Annotated in this window: 16 protein-coding genes; 10 read left to right on the forward strand and 6 right to left on the reverse strand. The window is 65.5% G+C overall.

Features of this window, described 5'->3' with window-relative positions; all coding sequences use genetic code 11:
- The first annotated feature begins 2 nt into the window (after positions 1-2).
- Positions 3-1,133, forward strand: coding sequence for an AI-2E family transporter (locus QMG83_RS10305; protein WP_283505268.1), 1,131 nt, complete (start codon positions 3-5; stop codon positions 1,131-1,133).
- Here QMG83_RS10305 and QMG83_RS10310 read toward each other — a convergent pair.
- Positions 1,117-1,779, reverse strand: coding sequence for an SDR family NAD(P)-dependent oxidoreductase (locus tag QMG83_RS10310; RefSeq protein ID WP_283505269.1), 663 nt, complete (start codon positions 1,777-1,779; stop codon positions 1,117-1,119). The two genes, QMG83_RS10305 and QMG83_RS10310, sit on opposite strands and share 17 nt — an antisense overlap.
- A 103-nt stretch (positions 1,780-1,882) precedes the next feature.
- Here QMG83_RS10310 and QMG83_RS10315 point away from each other — a divergent pair, with 103 nt between their 5' ends.
- Together QMG83_RS10315 and QMG83_RS10320 are read left to right on the forward strand one after the other, a co-directional pair.
- Positions 1,883-2,749 (forward strand): NYN domain-containing protein, encoded by an 867-nt coding sequence (locus QMG83_RS10315; RefSeq protein WP_283505270.1) that lies wholly within the window; start codon positions 1,883-1,885, stop codon positions 2,747-2,749.
- Positions 2,750-2,778: 29 nt separating this feature from the next.
- Positions 2,779-3,198 (forward strand): DUF1761 domain-containing protein, encoded by a 420-nt coding sequence (locus tag QMG83_RS10320; protein WP_283505271.1) that lies wholly within the window; start codon positions 2,779-2,781, stop codon positions 3,196-3,198.
- A 15-nt stretch (positions 3,199-3,213) separates the two neighbouring features.
- Here QMG83_RS10320 and QMG83_RS10325 read toward each other — a convergent pair whose 3' ends face one another.
- Positions 3,214-3,546, reverse strand: coding sequence for a hypothetical protein (locus QMG83_RS10325; RefSeq protein WP_283505272.1), 333 nt, complete (start codon positions 3,544-3,546; stop codon positions 3,214-3,216).
- Positions 3,547-3,602: 56 nt separating this feature from the next.
- Here QMG83_RS10325 and QMG83_RS10330 point away from each other — a divergent pair, with 56 nt between their 5' ends.
- A complete protein-coding gene (locus tag QMG83_RS10330; RefSeq protein ID WP_283505273.1) occupies positions 3,603-4,010 on the forward strand; it encodes a VOC family protein in 408 nt (135 codons plus the stop codon).
- Positions 4,011-4,037: 27 nt separating this feature from the next.
- Positions 4,038-4,217 (forward strand): PspC domain-containing protein, encoded by a 180-nt coding sequence (locus tag QMG83_RS10335; protein ID WP_283505274.1) that lies wholly within the window; start codon positions 4,038-4,040, stop codon positions 4,215-4,217.
- Here the strand turns inward: QMG83_RS10335 and QMG83_RS10340 are convergent.
- A complete protein-coding gene (locus tag QMG83_RS10340; protein ID WP_283505275.1) occupies positions 4,214-4,504 on the reverse strand; it encodes a DUF1905 domain-containing protein in 291 nt (96 codons plus the stop codon). The genes QMG83_RS10335 and QMG83_RS10340 overlap by 4 nt on opposite strands.
- 57 nt (positions 4,505-4,561) lie before the next feature.
- On the opposite strand from QMG83_RS10340, the gene QMG83_RS10345 reads away from it, so the two are divergent.
- Complete coding sequence (locus tag QMG83_RS10345) at positions 4,562-5,947, forward strand: pyridoxal phosphate-dependent decarboxylase family protein (protein ID WP_283505276.1); 1,386 nt, start codon at positions 4,562-4,564, stop codon at positions 5,945-5,947.
- Between the two features lie 10 nt (positions 5,948-5,957).
- On the opposite strand, the gene QMG83_RS10350 is transcribed toward QMG83_RS10345, so the two are convergent.
- Complete coding sequence (locus QMG83_RS10350; protein ID WP_283505277.1) at positions 5,958-6,494, reverse strand: hypothetical protein; 537 nt, start codon at positions 6,492-6,494, stop codon at positions 5,958-5,960.
- A gap of 201 nt (positions 6,495-6,695) precedes the next feature.
- Positions 6,696-7,259 carry an OsmC family protein gene (locus tag QMG83_RS10355; RefSeq protein ID WP_283505278.1) on the reverse strand — a complete coding sequence of 188 codons (564 nt, stop codon included), beginning with the start codon at positions 7,257-7,259 and terminating at the stop codon, positions 6,696-6,698.
- Between the two features lie 114 nt (positions 7,260-7,373).
- Here QMG83_RS10355 and QMG83_RS10360 point away from each other — a divergent pair, with 114 nt between their 5' ends.
- Both QMG83_RS10360 and QMG83_RS10365 read left to right on the forward strand, forming a co-directional pair.
- Complete coding sequence (locus QMG83_RS10360) at positions 7,374-8,315, forward strand: ABC transporter ATP-binding protein (protein WP_283505279.1); 942 nt, start codon at positions 7,374-7,376, stop codon at positions 8,313-8,315.
- A complete protein-coding gene (locus QMG83_RS10365; RefSeq protein WP_283505280.1) occupies positions 8,312-9,361 on the forward strand; it encodes an ABC transporter permease in 1,050 nt (349 codons plus the stop codon). Before QMG83_RS10360 ends, QMG83_RS10365 begins: the two co-directional genes overlap by 4 nt.
- Here the strand turns inward: QMG83_RS10365 and QMG83_RS10370 are convergent.
- Complete coding sequence (locus tag QMG83_RS10370) at positions 9,358-10,350, reverse strand: NAD(P)-dependent alcohol dehydrogenase (RefSeq protein WP_283505281.1); 993 nt, start codon at positions 10,348-10,350, stop codon at positions 9,358-9,360. The genes QMG83_RS10365 and QMG83_RS10370 overlap by 4 nt on opposite strands.
- 106 nt (positions 10,351-10,456) lie before the next feature.
- On the opposite strand from QMG83_RS10370, the gene QMG83_RS10375 reads away from it, so the two are divergent.
- Both QMG83_RS10375 and QMG83_RS10380 read left to right on the forward strand, forming a co-directional pair.
- The gene (locus QMG83_RS10375; RefSeq protein ID WP_283505282.1) at positions 10,457-10,939 is read left to right on the forward strand and encodes an RNA polymerase sigma factor; all 483 of its coding nucleotides are present in this window, start codon (positions 10,457-10,459) and stop codon (positions 10,937-10,939) included.
- 49 nt (positions 10,940-10,988) lie between these two features.
- Positions 10,989-12,350, forward strand: a complete 1,362-nt coding sequence (locus QMG83_RS10380; protein ID WP_283505283.1) for a hypothetical protein — start codon at positions 10,989-10,991, stop codon at positions 12,348-12,350.
- The last annotated feature ends 192 nt before the right edge of the window (positions 12,351-12,542 follow it).

The raw sequence follows: 12,542 nt of genomic DNA on the forward strand, positions 1-12,542 counted from the left end.
AGGTGTTTAAGACAACGAGACCTGTGCAGGACGACCTCAGCTCCCGGCCCACGCTGCGCGCCATGATGACCGACCGTCTCGGGGCGCTGAGCGTTCGCAGCGCTCAGGTGATCGTCATCGTCATCCTGGCGATCGCCGCGGTGTACGTGCTCGTGCAGCTGAAACTGGTCGTCATCCCACTGCTGATCGCGCTGATCCTCGCGGCGGCCGCCAGCCCGTTGCTCACGGTGATGCGCAAGCGCGGGATTTCGGCGATGGTGTCGACCTGGATCACCCTCGTGGCCGCAATCGTCGTCTTCGGCGGGATCATCACGCTCATCGTCTTTGCAGTGCAGGACCAGTGGGACACCCTCGCCGAATCGGCGTCCGAAGGTGTCGACACGATCCAGGACTTCATCGAGAACGGGCCGATCCCCATCGATCAGGCGCAAATCGACTCCGCGCGCGACAGCATCGTTGATTTCGTCACCAGCGCCCAATTCGGTTCCGGCGCCGTCGCCGGGGTGTCTGTCGCTGGCGAACTCATCGCCGGGACCGTTCTGATGATCGTGATCCTCTTTTTCTTCCTGAAAGACGGGGGTGCGATCTGGGAATTCTTCCTTCGCCCGTTCTCCGGCCACCAGCTGGCACGCGGCCGTCGCATCGGCAACACTGCGGTTCAAACCCTCGGTGGGTACATCCGGGGAACCGCCGTCGTGGCATTCGTGGATGCCGCGGCCATCGGCATCGGACTCGCCATCCTTCAGGTTCCGCTCGCCCTTCCGCTGGCGGTCATCGTCTTCCTCTTCGCCTTCATCCCGATCGTGGGAGCCACCGTCGCCGGGGCACTCGCAGCGCTCATCGCGCTCGTGGCCAGCGGACCCATCACCGCCCTGATCGTCGTCATCATCGTGGTCGTGGTGAACCAGCTCGAGGGCAACTTTCTCCAGCCCGTCGTCATGGCGCAATCGCTCAAGCTGCACCCCTTGGTCATCCTGCTCGCGCTGGCGGCTGGCACGATCGTCGGCGGCATCGTCGGGGCCGTACTGTCAGTTCCGATTGCGGCCGTCGCCTGGGCGATCATCAAGGTGTGGAACAAGCAGGATGCAGTGGCCGAGGTCCGGCCCAAAAAACCCTCTAAAACGCGCCGCTAGGCAGGTCTTTTTCCCCGTCGATGATCGCCCTCACGATTCGGGCGGCCACCGCTTCAGGGGCCAATCCCGCGGGGAAAGCAGGGGCCGCACCCTGAATCGGGTGCGTCGACAGCGCCGTGTCTGTGTGGCCCGGCCGCGCATCGATGAGCCGGATGGATGCGCGGCGCAGCTCGCGCGAGGTCGCCTGCATGAACGCCGCCAGGGCCGCCTTCGACGCCGAATACGCCGCGAGGCCAGCGGTAGGAGTCTCGGAAACCACGCCGCTCAACGTCACCACGAATGGCTCGCCGCCCGACTGTGCCGATGCCGTCAGATGGGGCGCTGCCGCCCGGATCAGGCGCACGGGGGCGAGAGCGTTCACGTCGAACAGTTCGCGCAGCGTGGCATCCGACAGCTCGGTTGCAGGCCCGAAGGCGACCACCCCGGCGGCAATGACCAGGCCATCGAGCCTGCCGTGCACGGCGACGGCGGCCTCGATGAGTTGGGCGGCAGCGTCACCGGCGCGCAGGTCCGCAGCAAGGGTCTTAGTTGTGCGCCCGGAACGGAGCACTGTTGCCCCCGCCTGCTCGAGTTGCTCAGAGATGAGCGAACCGAGCCCGCCCGTCGCTCCGACCACCAGCACGATCGCCCCGCCAGGATTTGTCATGCAGCGACTCTAGGCGCGCGACTTACGCGGCGTGAAGGCCTTGACTGACGGCGACGGCCAACCTCACATTGCCTTCAAAGGTAAGGCGCGCAAGACTGGCCCCATGGCTGAACCGACAGATTCCCGCGTTGCCGTCTACATCGATTTCGACAACATCGTCATCTCGCGCTACAACCAGCTGCACGGCCGCGGAAACAGGGTGCAGAAGGTCAAAGACCTCGACCCGAAAGATCCGGCAACTGCCACGCTGCTCGACGAGGCCAAGGTCGACCTCGGCGCCGTTCTCGATTACGCCTCATCGTTCGGAACCATCGCGGTCAGCAGGGCATACGCAGACTGGTCGGTGCCGGTCAACGCCGACTACAGCCGCCAGCTCATCGAGCGTGCCGTCGACCTCATCCAGCTTTTCCCGACCGTTGCTTCTGGCAAGAATGGTGCAGACATCCGACTGGCACTGGATGTCGCCGAAGACCTCTTCAGGTTGCCGCACCTCACCCACGTGGTGATCGTTGCGGGCGACTCGGACTACATCGCCCTCGCCCAGCGCAGCAAACAGCTGAACCGATACGTGGTCGGCATCGGCGTTGCCGGGTCGACCAGCAAGGCGCTCGCCTACGCCTGCAACGAGTTCAAAGACTACGACGGCCTGCCCGGCGTCACGGTTCCCGCCCCTGCCACGTCGACGGAGCCAACCCAGCCCAAGACCCGCAGATCATCCAAGCCCCGCAGCGAAAAGGATGTCGCGGCCGACCTTCTCGTGCGCGCCCTGCAGCTCGGGCAGGAGAAGACCGACGATGAGTGGCAGTCCAGCGCTGGAGTCAAGAGCCAGATGCTGCGCCTGGACCCCACCTTCCAAGAACGAGCCCTCGGGTTCAAAACATTCACCGACTTCGCGCAGTCTCTGGAGAAACTGGTCGAGCTCGACAACGGAACCACCAATCGAAAGATCCGCCTCTGCACAAAGGGTTGACCCGCGAGCCTGAGAGTATGTTGTGACCCATGACTCCCGAAATCAACTACATCGCAGTTATCCTCGCCACCCTGTCGAGCATGTTGGTCGGCACGGTCTGGTACACGCCGAGGGTCTTCGGCAACTACTGGATGAAGGCAGCAAACATCACACCCTCTGGCAACTCGAAAGACGCCATCCGTCCGATCGTGGTGACGGTGATCGTTTCGTTTATTACCGCGTGGGTTCTCGCCGGAGCCGCATTCATCTCATTCGACTTCTACGGCGGAAGCTTCTTCGTCAACGCACTGGTCACCGGAATCGTGCTCTGGGGCGGATTCACCGCAGCCAGGTTCATCACCCATGACGCATTCGACGGTCGTCCGACCGGACTCACCGTGCTGAACGTCGCGCACGAGTTCGTCACCATCGTCGTGATGGCCATCATCATCGGCGTCTGGCCGGCCTAGCCGGATGCCGACCGGTCAGCCCAATTCGACCCTGGTTCCTTCACCGTAGGTCGCCGCGTCGGAGTCCGTGACCATGGCGAAGGCGCCCACCGGCACGCCGGGCAGCTGGCCGATATCGTTCGCCGCCCTGAGTAGCGCCTCTTCCGGTGCGCCACTGAGGAAAAAGAGGTAGTGACCTTCCCACTCTTCCGGGTCGTCGTGCAGCTCGGCGCCCTCATATTTGGGCGACTCGTCGAGGTCGGCCACGAACTCTGAGACATCGTCGATCCAGGGGAAGGCGTATTCGCCTTCCTCGATCTCCGTGGATTTGGTCAACGGAACGTGCACTTCAACTACGAGTTCGCCCATGCCTCCACCCTACGGCCAGCCTTCCCCTCCACACGCGCCATGTGTACAGTGCTTACATGACTACCAAACTGAACCCATACCTTGGTTTTCGCGATGACGCTCGAACCGCAATGGACTTTTACCAAACGGTCTTCGGTGGCGACGTTGACTACACGACCTTCGCCGATCTGAATGCCAGCGATGATCCATCCGAAAGCACCAAGATCATGCACGCGCAGTTGACCACGCCCGGTGGCATGACGCTGATGGCCTCAGACACCCCCAATTCGATGGAATTCAAACCCGGCGCCAGAATCTCCGTGTCGGTGACGGGCCAGGATGAGGCCGAACTGCGCGGCTACTGGGAGAAGCTCTCCAGCGGCGGCACGGTCGTCATGCCCTTCGAGATGGCGCCGTGGGGCGACCTCTTCGGCATGTGCACAGACCAGTTCGGCATCGAATGGATGGTCAGCGTCACGCAGTAACCCGGTCGGACGGTGCACACTGGTGCCATGTTAAGCAGACCGAGAAATGGCCGTGTCATCGCTGGAGTGTGTGCTGGGGTCGCGCGAAGATTTGACGTCACCCCAGCGACTGTGCGGGTGGTCACCGTGCTTGGCGTACTGCTCGGCGGGCTACCCGTCGCTGTCTACGTCGTGCTGTGGATCGTCATGCCGTCAGACGATTACTAGATCAATTCCACTGTGACCTCGACCACGTCGCCGAGTTCAATGCCTTCCGCGGCGCGCACACTCTTCTTGACCGGGAGTGAATAGCCCTCCAACTTCTCGGCGGGAAAGATGGAGGTCGTCCAGGTAGTCGCGCCGATGGTGGCCCGAACCGGCACGGAACGAAAGCCTCGCGACTTTCTGGGGACCTCCCGGATCGGCTCGGCGAATTCTGCGGGAAGCGTGACGAAAAACCAGTCGTCGCGCCGCGCCTGCCAACGCCAGACCTCGGAGCTGAAGGTGACCGTCATGCCGAGAGCGTACTCCTGCGACATTGCCACTCCCCCGCGACGGGGCTACCGTGGGGCATGTCTTTCGAGCCAGACGAATACCGAAAAGCCCTCGACCGCGCACACAGTCACGCTCTCGAGTGGCTGGATTCGGTTCCCACCCGCCCGGTCAGGCCCTCGGCAACGGCTGACGAACTCGATTTCGGCATGGCGCTCCCCGACGGACCGACGGATGCCGCCGAGGTCATCGATGAGCTGGTTCGGAAGGCCGAGCCTGGGCTCATGGCCATCCCCTCCGGCAAGTTCTTCGGCTGGGTGATGGGCGGCACCCTGCCGGCCGCGCTTGCCGCGGACTGGATGGTCAGCGCCTGGGACCAGAACTCGGGGCTGCGCTACGCCACCCCCGCGGCCGCCGCGATCGAGGAGGCGGCCGGGGCCTGGCTCCTCGATCTTCTGCACCTGCCGCCCACGGCAGCCGTCGGGTTTGCGACCGGAGGCACCACCGCGAACATGATCGGCCTGGGTGCGGGTCGCGGCGATGTGCTGCACAAGGTCGGCTGGGACGTGAACACTCGCGGCCTGCAGGGTGCCCCCACGATCACCGTGCTCGCCGGCGCCGAGGTGCACGCCTCGGTGGAACTGGCGCTGCGCTACCTCGGGCTCGGCATGCCGCAGCTCGTCGAGTCAGATGCGCAGGGTCGCATCCGCCCGGATCAGCTGGCCCTCGCGCTCGCCGAGATCGACGGCCCCGTGATGGTCGCTCTCCAGGCCGGCAACCTGCACTCCGGCGCGTTTGACCCCATCGGCGAATGCGTCGACATCGCTCACGAAAACAGTGCCTGGGTGCACGTGGATGGCGCATTCGGCCTGTGGGCGGCGGCCAGTCCGCGCTGGGCCGCCGAACTCGAGGGACTCGCCGGTGCCGACTCGTGGGCGACCGATGCGCACAAGACCCTGAACGTTCCCTACGACTGCGGCGTCGCGATCGTCGCTGACCACAACGCTGTGCGCACCGCGTTCGGCGCTCACACGAGCTACCTGATCCAGTCCGATGACGGCCCGCCCGACCCGTTCGAGCTGGTACCCGAGATGTCACGCCGCGGCCGCGGGATCCCCGTGTGGGCGGCCATCCGGTCACTCGGGCGAACCGGTGTGACGGAGTTGGTGGAAGGGCTCGCCGAGAACGCTCGCGCGCTTGCGCTGGCGTTGAGCGAGCTCGACGACGTCGAGGTTCTCAACGACGTCGTCTTCACCCAGGTGTGCCTGTCCTTCGGCAGCGACGAACGCACCCGGGCGGTTACGCAGGCACTCATCGCCGATGGCGAGGTGTGGATGTCCGGCTCCCGCTGGGCCGACCGTGACGTCTTGCGCATCTCGGTCAGCAACTGGTCAACGGATGCCGCAGACGTAGCGACCTCGGTCGCGGCCGTTCGGCGCGCGATGGAGCGAGCCGCGGCATCCTGATCCCGCAGAGTTAGTCGTTCTTGGCGCTCGACTTGCCGTTGCTTTTGTCTTTCACCTTGTTGTGATTGAGGTTTCCGAAACCGTTGTCCTGGCCCGAATTACCGACACCGTTGTTCTGGCCGAGGTTGCCCATGCCGTCGCCGACGCCATTGCCCTTGCCCTTGACCTGGCCGTCGTCCTCGGAATTTTCCTCGGCGTCGTCCTCAGCCTTGGTCGTGTCCTTGGTCTTGTCCTTGACCTTGGTCTTGTCCTTGCCCTTGGCCTTGGCCTTGGCCTTGACTTCGGTCTTGTCCTTCGGTTTCGCCGTGTCCTCGGCTTCGGCGTCCGTGGCGTCGTTAACGTCAGCATCGTCGGTGTTGGAGACAACCTGATCGAACACATCCTGTGTTCCTCCGGGAAGCAGCCCGGCCGTGCCCGCGCCAACTACTGCAGCAGCACCGGAGGCAGCACCCAGAACAATTGCTGCGGTGACGCCCAGTCCGAGCGCCACGCCGATGGCTCGCCTGCGCACCACGGCGTTCTGTTGTGAATCAGTCGTAGCTTTCATCTCACACCGGCAATCGCTCGTGGGCTACCGAAGGGTTCGACGCTTCCTGGCATTCGAGCCAGTAGTGTGCGCCTTCCCCCGAAATTGCCTCAATCTGAAGATATTGCCCGCGGGCTCTCAACAACAGACATGGGACTCCCCCAAAAAGGAGGTCATGATCGCATGGATCTTCGCGGCTGGGAGTGCCTGAGACCCGCTGGGTCAGTGCGCTTTCGTCACCGTCACGCTGACCGGAGTCGGGTTCGCGAACAGGTCGAGCACGGGGCAGTGTGCGTCAACGGCGGCGCGCAGCTCCTGGTAACGGTCGTCGGACTCTGGTCCGGTGATCGTGATCGCGAGGCGCACACCCGTGAAGCCTGCGCGCACAGTCTCGTCGATGCCAAACAGTCTGGCCGCGTCGAGGTCACCCTCGGCGTCGACCGAGATCTCGTCGACCTGAATGCCGAGCGCGTGGGCGTACAGACGGTAGACCACGACCTGGCATGAGATGAGCGCGCCCAGCGCAATCTCGACCGGGCTCGCAGCGAGGTCATCCCCCGCCAATGCTGCAGGCTCATCGATAGCGAAGGTGTGCTTCCCGGCAGTGACGGTCGTAAGCACGGAACCCTCCCCGACGCCCTTCACCTTGTACGTCAGGTGTGCCGCGGTGCGGTTGGCTGCGATGCGCTCACCCCAGGCGGTGCCTGCTTCAGTCAGGCGGGCGGCGCGTTCGCTCGCAGAATCGACAACGGAAGGGGCTTCGGTGAGTGTGTCAAGAAGAGTCATGACGAGACCGTACGTCGGATGCCCCGAGCGGTGTCGTTCGTGACGTAACCGGGCGACGCACTGCGTAATGGGCGACACCTGCGGCTGACGGCACTCTCGATTAGGCTCGGCGTCATGACGGTTGCTCAACAAGTGGAGGGTGGCATCGTCGTCGAACACGTCCGCAGGTCGTTCGGCGAGGTGCACGCGGTGCGGGACGCGAGCTTCACGGCCCTGCCGGGCACCGTTACCGGGCTCATCGGCCCAAACGGCTCGGGCAAGACGACGCTCATGCTCATGCTGGCGTCACTGCTGCAGCCGGAGGGCGGGAGCATCCGGATCGCAGGATTCGACCCCATGGATGCCACGGCAGAAGTGCGCTCACGCATGGGCTGGATGCCCGATGTTCTCGGCTCGTGGGCGAACCTGAGCGTGCGCAGCACCCTCGAATACGCCGCGCGGATGTACGGAATGGACAGGTCAACGGCCTCGGCACGCGCCGAGGACCTTGTGCAGCTCGTCGACCTGGCAGATCTTGCCGCGAGCCCCACCCGCGTGCTGTCCCGGGGGCAGAAGCAGAAGCTGAGCCTCGCGCGGGCTCTCATCCACGATCCCGAGGTGCTGCTGCTCGACGAGCCGGCATCCGGGCTCGATCCGGGCGCGCGCACGCAACTGCGGCTGCTCGTGCGCAGGTTTGCCGCTGAAGGCAAAACGATCCTCGTCTCGAGCCATGTGCTCACCGAACTCGATGAGATGGCGGACGGTGTCGTCTACATCGACGGCGGGGTGACGGCCTCCGAGGAGGCTGTCGCGCGCAGCCGGGCCAGCGCGCGCCCCTGGCGCATCCGGTCGTCAGATGGAGAGGCTCTGCGTAGTGCGCTCATGTCGGCGGGGATCGCAAGCGCCGAGATCACCGCCGACCGCAAAGACCTGCTCGTTCCGCTTTCGGGTGAGGGTGCCGCCGCCACGCTACTTGCGCACCTCATCGGATCCGGGGTGCCCATCAGCGCCTTTGCACCCGCGGTCGGCGACCTCGAGCACACCTTCCTGGATCTGAGCAGCGGAGATCAGTCATGAGCGCCTTCTTCTCGGGACTCTGGGTGATTCTCACCCTCGAACTCCGCCAGCGGGTACGCACCGCCAGCTGGTACGTGCTCATCGGGGTGTTCGTCGCTCTCATCGCCATCGTGACAGTCGTCGTGTCGGTTGCCCTCCGCGGCTTCGGAGCGGACGACCTCGGCGGGGCGGCGATCTACTCCACGATCATCTACTTCGTGTTGCTGTTGGGAACCCTGGTGGCACCGGCACTCAGCGGCAACGCCATCAACGGCGACCGCGATGCTGGCACCCTCGCGACCACTCAGGTGACGCTCATCACCACCTGGCAACTGATCATCGGCAAGTTTCTCGCGGCGTGGGTCACCGCACTCGCGTTTCTCGCGGCGGCCGTGCCCTTCCTGATCTACGCGTCGGTCGTCGGGCGACTCAGTGCTGCGGCCATCACGGTGTCGATCCTGATCCTGGCAATCGAGCTGGGAGTGGTTGCCGCCATCGGTGTTGGCCTGTCCGGGCTCGTCGCGCGGCCACTGTTCTCCGTCGTGTTGAGCTACCTCGCCGTCGCCGCCCTGAGCATCGGCACCCTCATCGCCTTCTCGCTCGGCGGCCTTGCCGTGCAGACCGAGGTCTCGAACGTGTCGAGCTACGGCACCGATTACAACAGCGCCGGCAATGCGATCACGTGCTCGGCGCCAGAAACCTACACCTATCGTGCGCCCCGATTCGACCTGTTCTGGGGAGTCCTAGCGGCAAACCCCTACGTGGTGCTCGCCGATGCGGTGCCGTCAAGCTTCGACCGAAACGGCAATCCGACTGACCTGTTCGGACAGATCAAGTCCGGCGTTCGATCGGCACAAATTGCGCCGGAAACCCTGGTTGTCTTCAACGAATGCACAAACACGTTCCCGCAAACACCGTCGGCGCGCGACGTCATCGACTCGACCACCCCCGGTTGGTTCGTGGGGCTGACCATCCATCTCATCCTCGCCGTCGGCGCCCTGGTTGGCGCGTGGGCGCGCATCCGGACGCCCGCGGCGCGACTGGGTCGCGGCAGTCGGATCGCCTAGGGACTGACCACCGCGATCACGATCTTGCCGCGATGCTCTGCCGCGCCGAAACGCGCCACAGCGAGTGGGGTCTCGGCGAGCGGGTACCCCCGGTCGATGCGCGGCGCGAGAACGCCGGACTCGGCGAGGGCGGCAACCTCGGCGGTGTTCTTGTTGGCCTTCAGCCAGAGCATCCTGAGCTGTCTGCCGGTGACCTTGCTGATGAGGCGGCCCCAGATCGCGAGGCCAAGCAGACTGGCCGTCGTCGCGCCCACCGTCGCGTAAACGCCGCCGGGGGCGAGGGCCCGCGGCAGGCTGAACGGCGAGCGGGTCAGCCGCGTGTCGACGATCACGTCGAACCGTTCGCCGGTGCGCGTGAAGTCGACGGCGCGGTAGTCCAGCGTGCGCGCAAAGCCCACCTCGCGCAGGAATTCCTGCTTGGATGCGTCGTCAACACCGACGATGTCGCGCACACCATGGTGGGCGGCCAGTTGGGCGACCAGCACGCCGACGCCTCCCCCGGCGCCGTTCACCAGCAGCCGATGCTCCGGCCGGAGTTGGCCGACATCGAACAGGGACTGCATGGCGAGGTTGCCGGCGTGCGGAAGCGCGGCGGCATCGAGGTACGACAGGGAGTCTGGCATCCGGGTGAAGGCATCCTCGGACGTGCTCAGGTACTCGCCGAACCCGCCGTTGCCGTGCTCGGACAGGTCACCGAACACCCGGTCGCCGCGGCTGAACCGCGTAACGCCCTGGCCGACGTCGACGACCTCGCCCGCGACATCCGCTCCCAGGATGCGCCCGCGGGGCCCGCGCGTGCCGCCAAAGAGTCGCACGAAGAACGGTTTGCCCTGAATGAGCGCCCAGTCCGCGTCGTTGACACCCGTCGCGTGCACCCGCACCAGCACCTCGCCAGCCTGTGGTTTCGGGCGGGGAACCGTGCGCAGCTCGAGGCTGCCGGTCTTTCCGTATCTGGTCTGCACGATGGCGCGCATGGTGGCGGTCGACATGAGTAGAAGCCTAGCGAGGGGCTCCGATGGGGCGCCCTTGTTGTGACGAACAACCCACGCACAACGTTGGGTTGTGATCCCTCGCCGCGGTGACCATGCTGGCCACATGGTCACCACCGACGCGTCGTTCGAGCGCGCCTACATCCAGTACCTGCCCACGGTGAGCGGCTACCTCTATCGACGCGTGCAGCGGCAGCACGTCGAAGACCTTGCCGCGGATGTGTTCGCGATCGCCTGGCGCAAGCGGGCGTCCGTCGCCCAGGGCGAGGAACTGCCGTGGCTGTATCGGATCGCGGCCAACGTCGTGGCCAACCATCGCCGCAAGCAGGCCTCGGGCTTGGCACTTCTCGCTTCGCTGCGACCCGCCGACTCGGCGCCGTCGGCCGAAGAGATCGTTGCCGCCGACGCGACGCTCGCTGCGGCGTGGGGGCAGCTGCGTCCCGCCGAACGTGAGGTGCTCGCCCTCGCCCTCGTGGAAGACCTCGCCCCGGCCGAACTGGCGGTGGCTCTCGGAGTGAGCGTCAACGCCGCGACCATCCGGGTGCATCGGGCACGCGCCAAGCTGGCGCGCCTGCTCGCCGCAGAATAAATCTCGCAGCCGCGGTGAAAGATTCACGGGGTCACGACATATCCCCAGTATGAGCACCAATCACGACGACCTTCGCAACCGACTCCGCAGCGGCCTCGATCGCGGAGCGGCCCCCGAGCTCTCCGCCGACCTCGTCAGCGGCGCCGGTGATCGCACCGCTCCCCGCCTCACCAACCCGGCTCGCGGGTTGCGCATCGCTGGTGCGTCCGCGGTCGCCGTGGCCGTTGTCACCGTGGGCGCTTTGGTGGTGGCGCCCAGTCTGACGCGCGCTCCGTTGTTCACCGCGGCAGGGGCATCCGCCGATACCGCGGCACTCGGTTCGCGCGACGCAATCTCAAGCGATCTCAGGATCGCGCCGTGGGTGGAATACCGCTACACCGCCGGGGCTTCGCTGTCGACCCAGGGCGGTTCGGGGCCGGTGTACCAGCTCGTTCTCGACACCGCAGACCCCGAGGCTCGCACCGCGGATCTCGCCACGACCCTCGGCGTCGACGGTGCCGTGTCCCAGGCCGACTACGCCGACCCTGCATACCCGACCTGGATTGTGGGCCCGCAGGACGGCTCGGCGGCGAACCTCACGTTCAGCGCCTTCGGCACCGGTGACTGGTGGTTCAACGACCCGACCGTCGCCTCGATCTACATTTGCGACGAATCGGTGACCGTCGAGGATGCCGAAAGCTACGGATGCATGATGCCGACCGATGCTCCCGCGAACCTGGCGCCCACGGGCGAAACCGCGCGGTCGCTTGCACAGGCGCTGTTCGCATCCACCGGCTATGAAGCGGATGCCGCTCACATCGAGATCACCGCCGACACCTACGGCACCAGCGCGAACGCCTACCTCACCGTCGACGGGATCCGGACCAGCCTCAACTGGAGTGCGTACTGGACGAACGCAGGCGGGCTCTCGTACGCGTACGGCCACTCGGTGCACCCGGAAGCGCGCGGCACTTTCGACACCGTGTCGCCCACGGAGGCCGTGCAGCGCCTGGCGGACTACCGCTGGTACGGATCAGCCGGCCCCGAGTACCAGGGCGGCGCGATCGCGTACTCGGCGAGGGGTGCGGTCGATGATGTCGTCACCTTGGAAGAGTTGGGCGAGCCAACCGAGCCAGGCATCGAGCCGAGCGCCGAGCCTTTGACCGATGTGCCTGTCGACCCGTCCACTGCCGCTCCCACCCCCGCTCCCGATGACTCGCTGCCACCGGTCGACGTTGACCCCGACCTCGCGCCGACCCCCGAGGTCGTCGAGGTGACCGTGGACAACGCGGCCGCGACGCTGCTGCTCATGTGGGACGCCGACGGCAACGCCTGGCTCGTCCCCGGCTATGCCATGCAGGTGCCCGAGGGCTGGTGGAACGCGGTGGTCAGCCTCGTTGACGGCGTGATCGCCCTGCCGGAACTGCTGTAGCGCGGCCTGCGGGGAGATCAGAGCGCCAGCAGCCGCTCGATCTCCCCAAACACTTCAAGCCCGGCACACTCAGCAACACCCTCGAGGAGCACGACGCCGCTGTGGTCTTCTTCACCGAGCATGAGATGGTCTACGACCCGTATCACCTTGGGCAGGCCACTGATCGCCTGGAGAACCGCTTCTTCGCCCTTC

The organism is Salinibacterium sp. G-O1 (assembly GCF_030063305.1).
Taxonomy (GTDB): Bacteria; Actinomycetota; Actinomycetes; order Actinomycetales; family Microbacteriaceae; genus Rhodoglobus.